This is a genomic window from Nocardioides acrostichi (assembly GCF_015319165.1).
GTDB classification, from domain to species: Bacteria; Actinomycetota; Actinomycetes; order Propionibacteriales; family Nocardioidaceae; genus Nocardioides; species Nocardioides acrostichi.
Genome location: NZ_JADIVZ010000001.1, coordinates 904,297 through 922,492 on the forward strand (window position 1 = coordinate 904,297; position 18,196 = coordinate 922,492).

13 protein-coding genes and 1 other RNA gene are annotated in these 18,196 nt (G+C 69.9%); 5 read left to right on the forward strand and 9 right to left on the reverse strand.

Going from position 1 to position 18,196, the window contains the following annotated elements:
• Nucleotide 1: 1 nt before the first annotated feature.
• Complete coding sequence (locus ISG29_RS04300; protein ID WP_407940154.1) at nt 2–3,679, reverse strand: multifunctional oxoglutarate decarboxylase/oxoglutarate dehydrogenase thiamine pyrophosphate-binding subunit/dihydrolipoyllysine-residue succinyltransferase subunit; 3,678 nt, start codon at nt 3,677–3,679, stop codon at nt 2–4.
• A 230-nt stretch (nt 3,680–3,909) separates the two neighbouring features.
• Here ISG29_RS04300 and ISG29_RS04305 point away from each other — a divergent pair, with 230 nt between their 5' ends.
• Both ISG29_RS04305 and ISG29_RS04310 read left to right on the forward strand, forming a co-directional pair.
• A complete protein-coding gene (locus ISG29_RS04305; RefSeq protein WP_194502067.1) occupies nt 3,910–4,605 on the forward strand; it encodes a hypothetical protein in 696 nt (231 codons plus the stop codon).
• Entirely contained in the window at nt 4,602–5,501 is a 900-nt protein-coding gene (locus ISG29_RS04310) for an LCP family protein (protein WP_194502068.1), read from the forward strand. The genes ISG29_RS04305 and ISG29_RS04310 overlap by 4 nt, the downstream gene beginning before the upstream one ends.
• 92 nt (nt 5,502–5,593) lie before the next feature.
• On the opposite strand, the gene ISG29_RS04315 is transcribed toward ISG29_RS04310, so the two are convergent.
• Nucleotides 5,594–7,114, reverse strand: a complete 1,521-nt coding sequence (locus tag ISG29_RS04315; RefSeq protein ID WP_194502069.1) for a hypothetical protein — start codon at nt 7,112–7,114, stop codon at nt 5,594–5,596.
• A gap of 380 nt (nt 7,115–7,494) precedes the next feature.
• Here ISG29_RS04315 and ISG29_RS04320 point away from each other — a divergent pair, with 380 nt between their 5' ends.
• Nucleotides 7,495–8,763, forward strand: coding sequence for an HNH endonuclease signature motif containing protein (locus ISG29_RS04320; RefSeq protein ID WP_194502070.1), 1,269 nt, complete (start codon nt 7,495–7,497; stop codon nt 8,761–8,763).
• Between the two features lie 515 nt (nt 8,764–9,278).
• Here the strand turns inward: ISG29_RS04320 and rnpB are convergent.
• From rnpB to ISG29_RS04340, 4 genes are all read right to left on the reverse strand, one after another.
• Nucleotides 9,279–9,680: RNase P RNA component class A (rnpB, locus tag ISG29_RS04325), an RNA gene on the reverse strand.
• Between the two features lie 29 nt (nt 9,681–9,709).
• Nucleotides 9,710–10,546, reverse strand: a complete 837-nt coding sequence (locus tag ISG29_RS04330; protein WP_194502071.1) for a transglutaminase family protein — start codon at nt 10,544–10,546, stop codon at nt 9,710–9,712.
• Entirely contained in the window at nt 10,546–11,484 is a 939-nt protein-coding gene (locus ISG29_RS04335; RefSeq protein WP_194502072.1) for an alpha-E domain-containing protein, read from the reverse strand. Before ISG29_RS04335 ends, ISG29_RS04330 begins: the two co-directional genes overlap by 1 nt.
• On the reverse strand, nt 11,478–13,040 hold the full coding sequence (locus ISG29_RS04340; protein ID WP_194502073.1) for a circularly permuted type 2 ATP-grasp protein: 1,563 nt from the start codon (nt 13,038–13,040) through the stop codon (nt 11,478–11,480). The genes ISG29_RS04335 and ISG29_RS04340 overlap by 7 nt, the downstream gene beginning before the upstream one ends.
• 181 nt (nt 13,041–13,221) lie before the next feature.
• Here ISG29_RS04340 and ISG29_RS04345 point away from each other — a divergent pair, with 181 nt between their 5' ends.
• Both ISG29_RS04345 and ISG29_RS04350 read left to right on the forward strand, forming a co-directional pair.
• On the forward strand, nt 13,222–13,434 hold the full coding sequence (locus ISG29_RS04345; protein ID WP_194502074.1) for a hypothetical protein: 213 nt from the start codon (nt 13,222–13,224) through the stop codon (nt 13,432–13,434).
• A 9-nt stretch (nt 13,435–13,443) separates the two neighbouring features.
• Nucleotides 13,444–13,725 carry a hypothetical protein gene (locus tag ISG29_RS04350; protein ID WP_194502075.1) on the forward strand — a complete coding sequence of 94 codons (282 nt, stop codon included), beginning with the start codon at nt 13,444–13,446 and terminating at the stop codon, nt 13,723–13,725.
• A 13-nt stretch (nt 13,726–13,738) separates the two neighbouring features.
• Here the strand turns inward: ISG29_RS04350 and ISG29_RS04355 are convergent, their stop codons facing one another.
• The 3 genes from ISG29_RS04355 to ISG29_RS04365 form a co-directional block, all read right to left on the reverse strand.
• On the reverse strand, nt 13,739–15,301 hold the full coding sequence (locus ISG29_RS04355) for a hypothetical protein (protein WP_194502076.1): 1,563 nt from the start codon (nt 15,299–15,301) through the stop codon (nt 13,739–13,741).
• Nucleotides 15,301–16,815 carry a hypothetical protein gene (locus ISG29_RS04360; RefSeq protein WP_194502077.1) on the reverse strand — a complete coding sequence of 505 codons (1,515 nt, stop codon included), beginning with the start codon at nt 16,813–16,815 and terminating at the stop codon, nt 15,301–15,303. The genes ISG29_RS04355 and ISG29_RS04360 overlap by 1 nt, the downstream gene beginning before the upstream one ends.
• 99 nt (nt 16,816–16,914) lie before the next feature.
• Entirely contained in the window at nt 16,915–18,186 is a 1,272-nt protein-coding gene (locus ISG29_RS04365) for a PQQ-dependent sugar dehydrogenase (RefSeq protein WP_194502078.1), read from the reverse strand.
• Nucleotides 18,187–18,196 lie beyond the last annotated feature (10 nt).

Sequence of the window (18,196 nt, forward strand, 5' to 3'; positions counted from 1 at the left end):
GTCACTCGAAGGCCCGGGCGAGCAGATCCTTCTGCTCCTCGGTGTGCCGCTTGACCGTGCCGACCGACGGTGACGACGACTCCGGCCGCGCCACCGGCACGACCGTCGCGTCGACGTCGTCCCAGGCGCTGAGCCGGTAGTGCGGCCACGGGCCCATGTTGATGGGCTCGTCTTGGACCCAGCGGACCTCCTTCAGGTGCGGGTACCGGGCGATCTCGGCCTTGATGTCGTCGATCGGCCGCGGGTAGAGCTGCTCGACCCGGGCGATGGCGAAGCGCTCCGGATGGTCGACCTTGCCGCGCTGCACCATGAGATCCCAGGTGACCCGGCCCGAGCACAACAGCAGGGTGTCGACCTTGTCCTGGTCGGCATCGGCGTCGGCGATGAAGGGCCGGAACCCGCCCTCGGTGAAGTCGGCGGGCTGCGAGGCCGCCTCCTTGCGCTTGAGCATCGACTTGGGGGTGAAGACGATGAGCGGGCGGTGCGCCTCGCCCAGCGCGTGGTGGCGCAGCAGGTGGAAGTAGGAGGCCGGCGTGGAGGGCTGGGCCACCACGAAGGCCTCGTCGGCGGCCATGGTCAAGAACCGCTCGATGCGGGCCGAGGAGTGATCGGGGCCCTGGCCCTCGTAGCCGTGTGGCAGCAGCAGCACGACGCCGGAGTCCTGGCGCCACTTGGTCTTGCCCGAGGTGATGAACTCGTCGATCACCGTCTGCGCGCCGTTCACGAAGTCGCCGAACTGCGCCTCCCAGGCCACGAGCGCCTCGGGGCGGGCCACGGAGTAGCCGTACTCGAAGCCGAGGGCGGCGTACTCGCTGAGCAGCGAGTCGTAGATGTAGAACTTCGCCTGGTCCTCGGTGAGGGACGACAGCGGCGTCCACTCGTCGGCGTTCGTGCGGTCGATGATGGTGCCGAATCGCGACACGAACGTGCCACGACGGGAGTCCTGGCCGGCCAGGCGCACCGGGCGCCCCTCCATGAGCAGGGAGCCGAACGCGAGGATCTCGCCGGTTCCCCAGTCGATGGGGCCCTCGGTGATCGACGTGGCTCGGCGCTGGAGCTGCGGCATCACCTTGGGGTGCACGGTGAAGCCGTCGGGCGGGGTCGTGTAGGAGTCGGCGATGCGCTTGAGCACCTCGGGCGTGGTCGCCGTGCGGGTCTCGCCGCTCGGCTTGTCGGGGTAGTCCGGCACCGTGGTCCACTCCGAGGGCTGGCTGGTCGCCTCGCGCACCTCGGTGAAGACCCGCTCCAACTGCTGCTGGTAGTCCTTGAGAACCTGCTCGGCCTCCTCGATCGTGATGTCGCCACGACCGATGAGCGACTCGGTGTAGAGCTTGCGCACCGAACGCTTCTGCTCGATGAGGTCGTACATGAGTGGCTGGGTGTAGCTCGGGTCGTCGCCCTCGTTGTGGCCGCGGCGCCGGTAGCAGACGAGGTCGATGACGACGTCCTTGTGGAACTGCTGGCGGTACTCGAACGCCAGCTGGGCCACCCTGATGCACGCCTCGGGGTCGTCGCCGTTCACGTGGAAGATCGGCGCCTGCACCATGCGGGCGACGTCGGTGCAGTACAGCGACGAGCGCGAGGAGCCCGGCGAGGTGGTGAACCCGACCTGGTTGTTGACGATGAGGTGGATGGTGCCGCCGGTGCGGTAGCCACGCAGCTGGGAGAGGTTGAGCGTCTCGGCCACCACGCCCTGGCCCGCGAACGCGGCGTCGCCGTGCACGAGCATCGGGAGCACGGGGTACTCCAAGCCGCGGTCGAGCACATCCTGCTTGGCGCGCGCGATGCCCTCGAGCACCGGGTCGACCGCCTCGAGGTGCGAGGGGTTCGCGGCGACCGACACCTTGATGGTGGAGCCGGACTCGGCAGAGAACTCGCCCTCGGCGCCGAGGTGGTACTTCACGTCGCCGGAGCCCTGCACCGTGCGGGGGTCGATGTTGCCCTCGAACTCGCGGAAGATCTGGGAGTAGTTCTTGCCGACGATGTTCGCCAGCACGTTGAGGCGGCCGCGGTGGGCCATGCCGATCGTGACCTCGTCGAGGCCCGCCTCGGCGGCCGCCTCGCAGATCTCGTCGATGACCGGGACGGTGGTCTCGCCACCCTCGAGGCTGAACCGCTTCTGGCCGACGAACTTGGTCTGGAGGAACGTCTCGAACGCCTCGGCCTGGTTGAGCTTGAGCAGGATCCGCAGCTGCTCCTCACGCGGCGGCTTCTGGTGCGGCTGCTCGACGCGCTCCTGGAGCCAGCGGCGCTGCTCGGGGTCCATGATGTGCATGTACTCGATGCCGGTGGTGCGGCAGTAGGAGTCGCGCAGGATGCCGAGGATGTCGCGCAGCTTCATGAACCGGCGACCGGCGCCGCCGAAGGAGCCGGTGGCGAACTCGCGGTCGAGATCCCACAGCGTGAGGTCGTGGTTCTCGACCTCGAGGTCGGGGTGGGTGCGCTGGCGGTACTCCAGCGGGTCGGTGTCGGCCATGAGGTGGCCGCGCACGCGGTAGGCGTGGATGAGCTCGAGGGTGCGGGCCTGCTTGGAGATCTCGTCGTCGTGGGACGTCGCGATGTCGGCGCCCCAGCGGATCGGCTGGTAGGGGATCCGCAGCGAGCGGAAGATCTCGTCGTAGAAGCCCTCCTCGCCGAGCAGCAGCTGGTGCACGCGGCGCAGGAACTCACCCGACTGCGCGCCCTGGATCACGCGGTGGTCGTAGGTCGAGGTGAGGGTCATGACCTTGCTGATCGCGCTGCGTGCGATCGCCTCGGCCGAGGCGCCCTGCCACTCCGGGGGGTACTCCATGGCGCCGACGCCGATGATGGCGCTCTGGCCGGTCATCAGGCGGGGCACGGAGTGGTTGGTGCCCAGGCCGCCCACGTTGGTGAGGCTGATCGTGGTGCCCGCGAAGTCGGCGACCGTGAGCTTGGAGTCGCGCGCCTTGGTGACGACGTCCTCGTAGGCGGTCCAGAAGCTGGCGAAGTCCATCGACTCGCACGCCTTGATGCTCGGCACCAGGAGCTGACGCTTGTCGCCCTTCTTGATGTCGATGGCCAGACCGAGGTTGATGTGGGCCGGCTCGACGAGGTTGGGCTTGCCGTCGCGCTCCTCGTAGGAGTTGTTCATCTCCGGCATCGACTTCAGCGCCTGCACGAGGGCGTAGCCGATGAGGTGGGTGAAGGAGACCTTGCCGCCTCGGGCGCGGGCGAGGTGGTTGTTGATGACGGTGCGGTTGTCCCACAGCAGCTTCACCGGCACCGAGCGGATCGAGGTGGCGGTGGGCACCGTGAGGGAGACGTCCATGTTCTGCGCCGTGCGCGCCGGTGCGCCGCGCAGCACGGTGTAGGTGGGCTCGTCGTTCGCCTCGGCCTTCGCGGCGGGCGCAGACTCCTTCGGGGTCGGCTTGCTGGTGCCCTTCGAGGGCTCGGCCGCCTTCGAGTCGGGCCGCGGCTTGGCCACCGGCTTCGGGGCGCTGGCCTTCTCGGAGTCCTGCGCGGGCTTCTCCTCGGCCCGCTTCGGGGCCGAGGCGGCCGGCTTCGATGCACCGTTGCTCGCCGAGCCGTTCTGGGAGTTCTTCTGGGAGCCGTTCTGGGCGCCGTTCTGGGAGCCGTGGGCGCTCATGCCCTGGTTCTTGAAGTAGTCGGCCCACTGCGGGTCGACGCTGGCGGGGTCGCGGCGGTACTGGTCGTACATCTCCTCGACGAGCCACTCATTGGCGCCGAAGTCGTCGCCGACCTCTGCTGAGCGGGTGGTGGTGGACTTGCCAGAGGACTGCGGCACGGCCTGGATCGCCTCTTCCGATGAGCGCGCGGGTTGGTGTTTTTCGACAGCCCAAGGCTAGTGCCCCGCGGCCTCAAATACACGGGGGATCGCCACCCATCGGGCAGGGTGTCACGAACGTCTCGTCCGATGGGAGGACACCGATGCTGCCAAGCCCTCGAGAGGGAGCCGGAACCGAGCTGCGGCTGCGCGTGGGGCGCGCCCTGGTCGTGGTCGTGACCGTGCTGCTCATGGGAGTCGCCGGCGGGTGCTCGAGCGACGAGGACGCCGGTCCCGCCGGCCGCGGACACCAGGACGCCGGCACGCAGGCGACGCACCGCGACGTCCGTACCCATGTCGTGGTGGGGCAGGTCACCGGTCTGCTGAAGCGGCAGCAGCGCGAGCAGGTCGCCGGCCGGGTGGCAGCGGTGGTGGACCGCTGGTGGGAGGCGTCGTTCGTCGGTGTGGACTACCCGCATCGGCGCTTCCGGAGCTCCTTCCCCGGATTCACGCCCGGAGCGCGGGACCAGGCCTTCGCCCAGCGAGACGTGATGACCGCGCGGCGCATCGGCTCTCGCATCGACGGTCTCCACGCGCTGCGGCGCCGGGTGGCGGTCGACGTGCTGGCCGTCGGCGGCCGTCCGCGCAGTGCGACGGCGCGGGTGCGGATGGACCTACAGACCACGGGTGGACTCGAGCAGCGCATCCGGGTGCAGGGCCAGCTGTTCCTCACGCTCTCGAAGGGGTGGAAGGTGTTCGGCTTCGACGTGACCCAGCAGCCGATGCCGCGACATCAGAGCACCCCGGAGAAGGCCCACAAGAAAGCGCAGGGGAACGACTCGAGGAAGGGACGACGATGAGACGGTCGGTGCGCACGGTCGTGCTCGGCGTGGTGCTGGCCCTGATCGCGCTGGTGGTGCCGACCTCGCAGGTGCACCCGGAGCAGGCGACGCTGGTGGCGGTGAGGCAGGCACGCGGGTTGGACGTCGACCCGCACGTGGTGTGGATTCTCGCGGTGGGCTCCGACGCGCGACCAGGGCAGCTGATGACGCGCACCCGTGGCGACGCGCTCCAGCTCGTCGGTATCGACACCCGCACCGGCGCGGCGGCAGCCATCGGAGTCCCGCGGGACTCCTTCGTGGACATCCCGGGCCACGGTTACGACAAGATCAACGCCTCGATGGTGTTCGGTGGCCCGCAGTTGCTCGCACGGACGGTCGGCAACCTGGTGGGCATTCGGCCGGACTTCGTGTTCGTGACCCGATTCCCGTTCTTCGAGGACATGATCGACGACATCGGTGGCATCACGGTCGTGAACCCACGCCCCTTCTCCGACTCCGCCCTGAAGCCGAAGGGTTTTCGGGCCGGACGCATCAGCCTCGACGGCTATGCCGCGATGGCGTTCTCCCGGATCCGCCACGACCTGCCCCGCGGTGACTTCGACCGATCGGCCAACCAGCAACGGGTGCTGCGCGGGATCCAGGCCAGGGTCGCGCAGCGCGCCGCGGAACCAGGGTTCATCGACCGCGGTGTCTTCTCGGTGCTCCAGCACACCTCGACCGCGCTGGGCCCGGCGGCGCTGTTCCGCCTGGCGCGCGCCGTGGCGGCCGTGGACCCGGCCAAGATCACGACCTGCGTCGTGACCGGCTCCATCGGCACGGCCGGCGCGGCCAGCATCGTGCGTCCGAACGTCGCGCAGGCGCGCCGGCTCGGACATGCCGCACGCAGCGACGCCACCCTTCCGCGCGGCTGCTGACGCCCTCGGGACGCCACCGACCCCGCCCGGCGGATGCCGGACGGGGCCAGTGGTGGAGCGAGGAGAGAGGTGCGATCAGGTCTCCGCCGGGGTCAGCGGGGGTAGATCGCGGACTCGGCCCAACCGACCTTGAGGTTGGCGACACCGGGGATGTCGACCTTGATCGCGGAGAGGTCGGCGCCGTAGTAGGTGCGGCGGCGCACCTGGCCGAAGGTGATGAAGTTCTCCTGGCCCGTGAGGTCGTCGACGAAGCTGATCGTCTCACCGATCTTCAGCCCCCCGGCCGGGATGATCGACTCGCCGTTGTGGGTGATGTCGGCGACCCGGAAGATCGGTGTGTTGGTGCCGCGCACCCGCTGACGCTTCACGTTCTTGCCGGGCTTGACGAGGTCGAGCTTCGAGGTGGCCCCGGTGATCTTGAGGCCGAGAGCCGGGATCTCGAGGGCGCCGAGGCGGCTCTTGACCATGGACTTGGCTCGGCCGTTCTTGAGCTGCTTGCCCATGTAGGAGTAGGTCAGGCCGGTCAGCTTGGCCACACCCAGGTCGGCGCCTTCGGAGGTCACTCCGAGCGGGATGCTGCGGGTGCCGAGCTTCTTGGTGACGACGTCGCCGCCGGTGCCCTCGCACGGGATCGACTCGGTGCCGATGCCGCCCATGTGCAGCAGGGACACGTCGTCCGAGAGCACGCCGGCGTTGAAGTCCAGACCCATCACGGTCGAGCGGAAAACGCCCGAGCGGACCGGCTTGGAGATGCGGGACGACGCGTAGCCGAGCTTGAGCAGGGTCTCGTCGTTGGGCTCGTCGGGCGTGGTGTCGACGACGATCTGGAGCGCGTTCGCGCCGGAGGAGGCGAAGTTGCTGCCCTTCGGGTGCTTGGTGAACGTCTTGCCGAGCGCGATGGTGCCCAGGCCGGGGATCTGGATGACGCCGACGTCGGTCAGCGCCTCGAGCAGCTGGTTCACGGTCGCCGTGACGGGCTCGGTGATGTCGCTGGGCTGCACGCCGATGATGTCGAACAGCGTCTGGAGGGTGCTGCCGACCTCGTCGGAGGTGGTGTCGTCGGGCAGGTCGATGGTCAGGCCGCCGAAGGTGAAGCTGGGGTCGGCGCCGTAGGTGTCCGTGGACTTGTCGTAGAACGAGTCCGCCGTCGTGGTGAGCCCGTCCAGCGAGATGGTGGGCAGCGAGACGATCTGCGGCAGGCCGTCGGGCGTGAGGTTGAGCTTCACGTGGGCGATGGTGTTGATGCCGCGCACGCCGGTGATGGCGCCGTCGGTGTAGGTCTGGGTGTCGGACTTCGACGCCGAGACGTTGATGAGGTCGTTGGGGATCGGCAGGCTCGTGGAGCCGAGGCCGTAGGAGGTCCGCTGCTTGCCGGCCGTGCGCGTGCAGGCCTGGATCAGCTTGGCGTCCTTCACGGTCTTGAGCTCGACACCGCCGATGTTGACCTTGGTGCCGAAGGCGACGGCCTTCATGCCGAAGTCGGTCAACTCCGATGCGGCGCCCTTGGCGTCGGCGCCGTCGGCCGAAGCGGTCGGACCGCTCGCGAGGGTTCCGGCGAGCCCGGCGGCGCACACGGCGGAGACCGCCACGGCCCGGGTCAGGGTCTTGTTCACTCTGGCTCTTCTTTCGTCAGCGCTTCGTCAAGCGGAGTCGTCGTGTCAGGAAGAGTGCTGCACACGCTTCCCCTCCCGTGACGAGTTGTGCGAAAGCACCTCGTCTAGGAGTCCAAACGGCCCGGGGGAGTGTGAGTTAGGTGACGAGGGAGGGTGGTCCAGACTGGTCAAATCGGGCCATTCGGCCGTGGGTGCGACCGCGCTCGTCGCTGACCCGTCACCAGTTTTCACCTGACCTGCCACGAGTTTTCACGTGACCTGCCACGAGTTTCGGGGCCGGCGTGGAGCGAGGTCACGGTTGGGTCACGGTCTTCGGTGAGGCCGCCGGATGGGCGGTTTTCGGGGGCTGGTTGTCGGTGGTGCCGGCTTGACTGATCCACATGAGTTCTCTGGTGGCCGAGCCACTCGATCACCCGATCGGTCGGGTAGTCGAGCAACTCGATGCTGCCTTGGACGACGCCGAGTCGCTGTCGCTGTTGGGGCTGGACCAGGCCACGACGGCGGGGGCGTTGAGCGTGTTGACGGCGTTGGAGTCACGCCTGGTCGAGCTCGAGCACCGGGTGCTGGCGCACGCGGGCGAGGTCGTCGTGGCGGACACCACCGGCGCCGTTCAGACCTCGGCCTGGCTCGCCGGCACCGCCCGGTTGACCCGTGCCGAGGCGCGGCGGCGGGTGTGGCTGGCCCACGCCCTCGAACGCTACGAGGTACTCCGGGCCGCGTTCGCCGACGGAGTGGTGAACCGGGAGCAGGCACCCGTGATCGCGGGCGCCCTCGACGACCTCCCCGACGACCTCGATGCTGATCTGGTCGAGAAGGCCGAACGCTTCCTCGTCGAACAAGCAGCCCTCCACGATGCCCGGGATCTGCGGGTGATGGGTCGGCATCTGTTGGAGGTCGTCGACCCCGAACGCGGCGAGCGCGAGGCCGCGAAGAGGCTCGAGGCCGAGGAAGAACAAGCTGCCCAACGGGCTCGGTTGACGATGAGCGATGACGGGCACGGGACCGTGTTCGGACGCTTCCAGCTACCCGTCCTGCACGGTGCGATGCTGCGCAAGGCGTTGGATGCGATCCTCGCCCCCGGCCACTGGAACAGCGAGGGCCATGAACCGAAGGCGAACCTGACCACGCCGCAGCAGAACGGTGAAGCACTCTGCGAGCTCCTCGAAACGCTCACCGAGCGGGATCTGCCCACCACCGGCGGCCTCGGCGCGACCGTGGTGGTGACGATGACCCTCGATGCGTTGCGCGGTGGCTTGACCGAGGCCGTGCTTGACACCGGCGACCGGCTCTCCGCGGCCACCGCGCGCAGGTTGGCGTGTGGAGCGAATCTGGTCCCGGTGGTCCTCGATGGTGACGGGGTGCCGCTGGACCTGGGTCGTGGGCAGCGGCTCTACTCCAAGGGCCAACGCCTGGTCCTCGCCGTCCGGGACCGGCACTGCACCGCCGAGGGGTGCGACACGCCTGCCCATCGCTGCCAGGCGCACCACGACACCCCCTGGTCACAAGGAGGGCCCACCGACCTCGCCGACGGCCGGTTGTTGTGCTGGCGGCACCACCGGATGGTCCACGACCCCGGCTGGGCCTACGAGATACACCGCACCGGCCCACCCGGCACCCGATCCACCATCAGGTTCAGACTGCGAAACTGAGCGGAGCGTGCCGTTGACCAGCATGGTGCTGCCGGGCCGCGTGATCGAGACACGGCGAGGCGTGTCGACGGTTCGAGCACGTCGCCGGCAGGGCGCACGTCGACGCCTACGGCTCCGGCTCCCGCCCTGATAGGAACCCATCACGTCGTGGTATGCAGCCAGCACGATCGGATCTCTGCTCAACCTGGTGGGCATCTGTTTCCTCATCGCCGCGCAGGTCGGCGCATCTCGCGATCGCGACCGGCGCGAGCGAGCCACCGGCCAGCGTCCGCAACCCATCCGATACATGGGGCGGGCCCGACTCTTTCGCGGCTTCGCCACGGGCCTTCATTGCAGTGGGCAGCGTCGTTCTGCTGGGCGGCGTCGTCGCTGGGTGACCTCGGTTGAGAAACCGCTTCCCCGACGGAACGCGCGGGCGCTGGCGCCGACCCCTTCGTGGGGGAGGGGCACACCCCCCAGTTCTGCGCAAGATGCCACCCCCTGGCCCGCGTTTGTGGAGGTCAGGGGGCTGAGGTGGGACGGGCTGGCCAATAGGCCGGGTTCTGTCTCGCTGCACGTAGCCGGCAGCAAGGGCGACCATCCATCTAGGCCCACCGTTGCCGATGGGCTCGAGCGGCCTACCCGCGCACTCGGGCGAGCAGCCCTCGAACGTGCGCGCACCACCTCTCGGTGGCTTCTTGGCCTTGCTCCAGGTGGGGTTTGCCGAGCCGGCCGGGTCGCCCCGGCCGCTGGTGGTCTCTTACACCGCCCTTTCACCCTGACCGCATCGGCGAACCGATGTGGCGGTCTGCTCTCTGTGGCACTGTCCCGCGGGTTGCCCCGGGTGGGCGTTACCCACCACCTTGCCCTGCGGAGCCCGGACCTTCCTCGACACACCCGGCGTGAGCCCGGTGTGGCGCGGTCGCCCGGCCAGCCCGTCCACCGACCAGTGTAGGGCGCGACGGACTCAGTCGATGCGCGTGATCTCGACGACGACTTCGTAGGAGCCCGGCTCGGCGTTGGCCACGATGCCCGCCAGCGGAGTGGCGTCGTCGTGGTCGCGACCCTTGGCCACCGACACGTAGGTGTCGCCGATCTCGCAGAGCCGGGCGGGGTCGTAGCCGTGCCACGCGTCGTCCCACCACTCGATCCAGCCGTGCTCGTCGGCCCGCACGGTGGTGCCGATCTGCGGATCGGCGTCGGGGTGGGAGTAACCGGAGACGTAGCGCGCCGGGATGCCGAGGGTGCGCAGGGCACCGATGGCCAGGTGGGCGACGTCTTGGCAGGTGCCGGAGCCAGCGGCCCACGCGTCGGCCGCCTGGGCCAGTATCGGAGCCCGGCAGGTGGTCGAGACCTGCTCGTGGACGACGCCACACACTCGACGCGCGATCTCGCCAGGCAGTCCGCCCTCGGCCTTGATCGCTTCGGCCCGCTCCACCAGCTCTTCCGGCGGCTGGACCCGCGGTGGGAGCATGAGGAACTCGGTCCAGCGGTCGGCGACCTCGCGCTCGGCCATCTGCTCCCAGGAGAGCGTGGCCTCCTCCGAGGGACTGCGGCCGGTCTGCACCGTGCAGGTCGCCTCGACCACGAGTGCGTCGTGCGGGTCACTGATCTCGAACGCGGTGACCAGGGAGCCGAAGTAGTCGCGGTACTCCGAGATCCATGGTTGCGGGGTGATCTCGACGCGTGAGTGCACGACGATCTGGCCCGGTGTGGTGACCGGGGTCAGCCTGGCCTGGTGCAGGCCAGCCGTGGCCTTCTCGTCGTAGCCGACGGTGGTGGTGTGGCTGATCCGCAACTGCATCAGTGGCTCACCTCTGTCCAGGTCTTGGCTTCGGCGCCGGAGAAGTAGCGGCGGGTCACGGCGTCCGTGGCCATCGCGCAGGTGCGCTGGAGACGCTCCATCTCCGTGGGCAGGTCGGCGACCAGCTCGGAGAGCGAGCGGTACTCCAACTCGGCGCGCATGCGACCGAGCAGCCGCTCGGCCTCGTTCTGGAAGCCGGCCCGTGCCCCGGCCGCCTCGAGATTGATCAGGCACTGCTCGGCCCGGTTGAGCGAGAACACGACCGATCGGGGGAAGAGCCGGTCGAGCAGCAAGAACTCGGCCGAGCGCCGCTCGGTCTCCAGGCCGCGGTAGGTGCGCAGGAAGGCCTCGTGGGCGCCGCAGGCTCGCAGGGTGCTGGTCCAGCCGGAGTCGCTGCCCGAGGCCAGCGCCGAGGAGGCGATAAGGCGCGAGGTCATGTCGGCGCGCTCGACGCAACGGCCGAGCACCAGGAAGTGCCAGCCCTCGTCGCGCACCATCGTGGCGTCGGCGGTGCCGTTGATGAGCGCCGCTCGCTCGCGTGCCCAGTTGAACACCACGGGTGAGCGCAGCGCCGCGAACTGGCCCGACGGGATAGCCCGATAGGTGGTGTTGATGGCCTCCCACATCGTCACCGAGAGCGTCTCGCGTGCCCGGCGCGCCGACTCCCGGGCTGCCGCGAGGCTGGCCGCGATGGACGAGGAGTGGTCGGGGTTGTAGCAGAGACGGTCGAGCACCAGGTCGAGCCCCACCTCGAAGTCGGGCTCGTAGGCGTCCTCTATGCCCATGATCGACAGCAGCGCGCGACATGTCGCGTCGGCGTCGATGGTGGCGTCCTCGAGGATGAGCTGGGTCTGCACGTCGAGGATGCGCGCGGTGTCCTCCGCACGCTCGACGTAGCGGCCGATCCAGAACATCGACTCGGCGATCCGGCTCAGCATGCGTCGTCCCCCTCCTCGAGCAGGTCGAAGCCGTGCTCGTCGGCCAGCTCGTGCAGCGCCTCGATCTGGGCTCCGGCCTGCATCTGCTGTTGGCGCTGCATCTGCTGGGACTGTCTCGCGGCGCTGGGGCCGGCCAGCACCCAAGTGTCCTTCGAGCCGCCACCGCGTGAGGAGTTCACGATGAGCTCGCCCTTGGCGAGCGCGACGCGGGTCAGGCCGCCCGGCAGCACCCACACGCGGTTGCCGTCGTTGACGGCGAACGGTCGCAGGTCGACGTGGCGCGGACCCAGCTCGTCGTCGATGTAGGTGGGCACCGTGGACAACTGCACCACGGGCTGGGCGATCCACGCGCGCGGGTCGGCCAGCACCTTGGCGCGCAGCTCGTCGAGCTCGGCGGCGTCGGCGCGGGGCCCGATGACGATGCCCTTGCCACCCGAGCCGTCGACCGGCTTGAGCACGAGCTCGTCGAGCCGGTCGAGCACCTCCTCGCGGGCGTCGGCGTCGCCGCACCGCCAGGTGTCGACGTTGCGGAGCATCGGCTCCTCGTCGAGGTAGTAGCGGATCAGGTCGGGCAGGTAGGTGTAGACGAGCTTGTCGTCGGCGACACCGTTGCCCACGGCGTTGGCCAGCGTGACGTTGCCGGCGCGAGCGGCGTCGATGAGACCGGGGCAGCCCAGCACGGAGTCGGGGCGGAAGTGCACCGGGTCGAGGAAGTCGTCGTCGATGCGGCGGTAGATCACGTGCACCGGCTCGAGGCCCTTGGTGGTGCGCATCATCACCCGGCCGCGATTGCACTCCAGGTCGCGCCCCTCGACCAACTCGACGCCCATGGTGCGGGCGAGCAGGGCGTGCTCGAAGTAGGCGCCGTTGTAGACACCAGGGGTGAGCACCACGACGGTCGGGTCGGCGACGCCGGCCGGCGCGGCGGCGCGCAGGGCCTCCAGGAGCCGCTGCGGGTAGCTGGCGACGGGCCGGATGCGGTGCTGGCGGATCGCCTCGGGCAGCGCGGCCGAGATGGCGCGGCGGTTGGTCATCACGTACGAGACCCCGGACGGCACCCGGCAGTTGTCCTCGAGCACCCGGAACTCACCGGCGTTGTCGCGGATCAAGTCGATGCCCGACACGTGCACGCGTACGCCGTTCGCGGGCCGGATGCCGGCCGCGGCGCGGTGGTAGTGCGAGGAGGTCGTGATGACCCGCCGGGGGATGACGCCGTCGTCGAAGACCTTGCCGGCGTCGTAGACGTCGGCGAGGAAGGCCTCGAGCGCCTTGACGCGTTGTTGCACGCCGCGCTCGATACCGGACCAGGTGTCCATCTCGATCACGCGCGGGAGGATGTCGAGCGGGAAGGCTCGCTCCTCGCCACCGATGTCGAAGGTCACGCCCTGGTCGAGGTAGGCGGACTGCAGCGCCTCCACCCGGCCGGTGAGGTCGGCTTTGGTCATCGACGCCAGCGATGAGTTGAGCCCCTCGTAGGTCGGACGCAGACGGTTGCCGTCGAACATCTCGTCGAAGGCGGGACCATCCGATTCGTAACCCTCGAACATCCCCGTCATGCGTCGGACCCTATCGACACGGGTCGGTGATGCCAGGTCCGCGGGGGTGTGTTCACCGGTTGTTGACGAACTGTCGCCGTGGCGGCGTGATGCAGGTCTCACGTGCCGGGTCGTGGTCCGGTTCTCAAGCCTGCTCGGGTCTTCGACCGGGCGCACTCGTGGCTGGCGGTACGGTCGAGGCATGGCCGACGGATCACCCGATGAGTTCTGGTACTGCGTGAAGCACCACCGCGTGGAGTCCGGGGAGGATCTGTGCAAGATCAAGCACCGCCTCGGCCCGTACAAGACGCACGGCGAGGCCGAGCGGGCGCTGGAGACCGCCCAGGCGCGCAACGAGGCGTGGGAGGAGTCCGACCGCGAGTGGGACGCCGGGTCAGAGGCAGGCGACGACTAAGCGCCGCCCGTGCAGATCCACCGCCGTCCGCGCTACCGCCAAGACGGCATCTCCCCGTGGCCGTTCGTCGGCCTCATCGGCATGGCCGCGGTGTTCTTCCTCGTCGCCGCCAGCGGCCCGTTCACCCCGTGGTGGGCGCAGACCCTGCTGTTCCTCGGGTGGGGCGCCGCTCTCGTGGCGGCCATCCGCTGGTGGGAGCCGCACCCCGCTCGGGTCGTGTGGGTTCCGCTCGCCTGTGGCGTCATGTGGTTCGTGGTGATCCTGGCAGGCGTCTCCGCGCTGGGTTGGTGAACGGGGCCCAGTCTCACCTCAGCGCCCAGCGCAGCACGCGGATGCGGAACTTCGAGACGTCGTAGCGTGTCCCGGCGGGTGCGTCGAGCTGCCAGACGACGTGGTGTCGGCCGGTCGCGGAGTCGAGGCTCACGAGGTCGTGGTTGGGGGACCGGACGGTGTCTCCAGGGTGCTCGCCCCACGTGCCGTCGAGCCGAGCCGGGCGCGCCAGCCGGTGACGGCGGTCCTGAAAGGCCAGGTCCAGTGCAGCCGACCTCGTACCGCGGGCGGCGCCGCCGACGACGGTGATGCGCAGGCCGCGATAGCGGTCGTTGCGCGTGTGCTTGGTGGGCGTGAAGCCGGCCGGCAGGGCGGCGCCGAACGCGGCCGCGATGTGGCCCTGGGAGCGGTCCGAGCAACGCGTCAGTGTCACGAACCCCAGTGAGCCGGCACCGCCGTGGCTCGAGGGGCGCTTCAAGGTGGAGCACCGCCCGACCGCCGTGCCACCCATCACCGAGCCTGCTCGCACGGTGCGCTCCCACTCGACGCGCTGCAGGCGTTCGGTGCCGACGTGCATCGGGCCGAGATCCCGCTCGGTCCGGTTTCCGGCCGGGTCCGTGGCGACGAGGCGCACCTCGAAGTCCCCCACCAGCGGGTGGGCTCCGCGGTGCGGCGGCACCCAGCGGTCACTGCCCTGGTGGATGTTGGCGACGTGCACGACGGTCCCGTCGTGATCGAGCACCTCGAGCCTCACAGCAGCGGACTCGTCGGTGCGGGCGTGGACGCGCACGAAGTCGAGGTAGTCGTCATCCGCCGGGTAGACGACATCGCCCGACAGATCCGCTCGGAGGAAGGTGGGCGAGGTGTCGTCCACCTCCACCTCGACGGTGACGTCGTCGGGGAGCGGGCCGAAGCGCTCGGCCTCGTAGTCGAGGTGCGCCGCCAGGGTGAAGGAGCCCTCGGGCGCACCGGCCAGGTCGACGACCAGCGGGAAGCCGTAGTCGGCCCGGTCCGGGACGACGAAGTCGGAGGTGCCGTGGAGCACGGGGGTGTCGGCGCCGGGCGCGGTCAGCTGCCAGGTGGCCGTGCCCTCGCCGGGAGGCGGGATCCACGAGGAGCGGAGGCCGAGGGAGACTGGTCGCGGCCGCACGTACGACGGCGCCCACGCCTGGACGTCGAGCGAGCTGTGCACGTGGAGCACCGGCGAGGTGGCGATCGTGGTGCAGCTCTCGGCGAGGCAGCCGACGACATACACCGAGGCGTCGCCCTCGGGGGAGAGGTCGACCTCGGTCGAGCCGTGCGGGTCGAGAGGTTGGTCGCTCGCCCACTGCGAGCCCCAACGCGCGGAGACGGTGTCGTACTCGTCGGTGTCGACCTGGACGGCGTAGGGCGTCGTCGTCGGGTTGAGGGCGACGACCGGCGGGAAGGTGACGCTGGTGGCCCGGGCCGGCGCGGCGTCGTCCGCGCCGGCGGGCGGCGGGGCGACGCCGACGAGCGCCGCGAGGAGCAGCAGCGTGGCGGGCACCGCCCTGGCGAGCGCCACTCTGGCGAGCATCACGGCCGTGAGGCCCGCGGCCGAGGTGCGGGTGGAGGACATCAGCGCAGCACCCAGCGCTTGACCTGGATCCGGAACTTCTGGAGGTCGTAGCGGCTGCCGGCGGCCAGCCCGGCCTGCCACCACACGTAGTAGCGGTCGCTGCGGCGGTCGTGGCGCACGACGCGGGTGATGCCGCGCGCCAGCTTGTCGAGGTCGTGACGCCCGTAACCCTCGTAGAACGTGCGCTTTCCGAGGAGGCGGTCGTGCAGGTCGGTGTAGGCCATGACGAGGTAGGGGTCACGGCCCGCGTCGCGAGCAGGGCCTCCGAGGAGCGAGATCTGCAGCCCCGAGTACCGGGAGCGGCGCGTCTTCTGGGTCGGGGTGAAGCTGTCGGGGAGGTAGGCGCCGAACCCGGCCGCCACCACCGACTGGCTCGCCGTCCGGCACCGGGTCAGGGAGGCGAATCCGAGGGATCCGGCGCCGCCGTGGGTCGACGGGCTGCGCAGCTGGGAGCACCTGTCCACGTGGGTTCCGCCGAGCACCTTCTTGGCCGACATCTGACGAACGGTGACCACCTGGCGCAGCCGCTTCTTCGGCGTCACGCGCACCTGGCCGGCGACCACCCTCGCCGTGTTGCCGGCCTCGTCAGTGGCGACGAGCCGCAGGGTGTAGACGCCGGCGTCGATGCGGTTCGGGTACTTGGTGCGGGGGTACCACTTGGCGCGGTCGTGCACGAAGGTGTCGCCGGCCACCACCGTCCCGTCGCCGTCGAGCACCTCGTAGGCGCGTTCGGTCTCGCCCGACCAGGTCGCGGAGAACGAGGCGAAGTCGAGGTAGTAGTCGCGCTCGGGGTAGACGTGGTCCTCGTAGAGGCGCACGGCGGTGATGGACGGCGGCGTGTCGTCGACCACGATCGGTGCCTCGACGGCGCTCGCCAGGGGGCCGTAGCCGTCGACGTCGGCCGTGACGTCGACCCGGGCCAGGTAGTCGCCCTCGGGAAGGTCGCTGAGGTCGACGGGCACGCTCACCTCGCCGAGCCAGTCGGCCTGGAGGTCGACCGTGCCGGACCCCTCGGTGAGCGCCGCAGCCTCGGGCGTGGCGGCCGGTACGATGCTCCAGCTCGCCTCACCCACGGTGCCCTCCGGCAGCCGCCAGGAGATCTGCAGGTGGAGGGCGGTCGCTTGGGACGGGCTGCGCAGCGTCCGGGAGGGCGGCCAGAGCCCCAGCGTGCGATGGACGGTCACCTCGGGGCCAACCCCGATCTCATCGCAAGCGCTCGCGATGCACCCGTAGACCAGGACCGGGCCGGAGCCGTCCCGCGGGAACTCGATGGTGGTGCCGCCGTGCGCGTCGAGGGTCTGGGGTTCTGCGTAGTGCGAGGGCCACCGCGCCTGGACCGTGTCGTAGCCGTCGACCTCGACCTGCACCACGTAGTCGGTGGTGTCCGGGTTCAGCGTGGTGATGTCGGGGAAGGTCACGGTGGCCGTCGGGTCACCCTCGGCGGCGAGGGACGGCGACGTCACGCCGAGCGCGAGGGTGCTGGCGGTGAGCAGGGCGAACAGAGCAGAGCGCACGAGAGTCCCCAGAGCGTGGCCGACCCGGGCGGCTCCCGAGGCGTCGTCGCGGCACCTTAACTCTCTCTCAGGCCATCCTCAGGAATATGGGGCGCTTTGTTACCGGGGTGAGACCCGCAGGATCACGTCGTTGCCGTCGCCGTTGTCGGTGAGCAGCACGACGTCGTTGCCTGGGATCTGCACGACCTGGCGGATCCGTCCGTACTGCTTGAGGCTCTGCGGCGCCTTGACACCCTTGAGTCGCCCGCGAGAGTCGAAGCGCAAGAACAGCACCTCGGTGTCCTTGAGCACCCCGACTGCCATGGTGCCGCGCAGCCCGCCCCACTTCTTGCCGTACACGAAGGTGCCGCCGCTGGGGGCGACGGTCGGGTCGCCCGAACGCCACCGGGCGCCGACCTGGCGGCCTGGCAGGGAGAAGTCGGTCATCGGCACCGACTCGTCGTAGGTCGTGCTGCCGTTCGACGACACCGGGTTCCAGCCGTAGTCGCCGCCCTTGACGAGCTTGTTCACCTCGTCGTCGCGGTAGCTGCCGTGCTCCACGTTCCACACCGTGCCGTCGTTGCGCTGCGCGAGACCCTGCACGTTGCGGTGGCCGTAGGTGTAGACGTACCGCTTGCGTTGGTTCGTCGCCTTGGCGAACGGGTTGCCGGGCCACGGCTTGCCGGTGAAGCGGTTCAGCCGCAGCGTCTTGCCGCCGAGGGAGCGCAGGTTCTCGGGGTTGGTGCCGATGGCCGCATCGCCGGTGCCGACGTGCAGGGCGCCGTCGTCGGCGACCAGGAGCCGACAGCCGCCGTGCCGACCGGACGACGTCGGGAACCCGGCCACCAGGGTGCCGCGCCGCAGCGCCTTCGTGCCGTCGTCCGAGAGCTTCCACGCCTTGACCCGCACGTCGTGACCAGTGCTCGTGGTGGCGCCCTGGCAGGTGTAGAAGCGGCGGTTCTTCGCGAAGTTCGGATCGACCGCCAGGCCCATGAGCCCGGTCTCGCCCGAGACCCACACGTTCTCGCTCGGGAAGTCGACCGTGCGCACGGTGCCCCCCTTCGTGAGCACCGAGAGCGTCGCCCTCTCACGCTGGGTGAAGAGCAGGGCACCGTTGCCGATCGGCGCGGCGTCCCACGGGTGGTCGAGCCCCTCGGCGATCGTCGTCACCTTCAGGTCCGGGACGCCGCGCGCGTCGGTCTCGGGGCTGGCCGTGTTCGCGGGCTCGGTCTCCTGGCCGCTGACAGACGCCGACGAGGACGCCGAGGGCCCCGAGGGCGCCGGATCCCGGCCGGCGTCCTCGGCGTTGCAGGCGACGGTCGTACCGAGAGCGAGAGCGAGGGTCAGGCCGGTGCCGAGGCTGACCTGGCGGGCGCGTCGGGGCAGGTGCATCTCGACACGG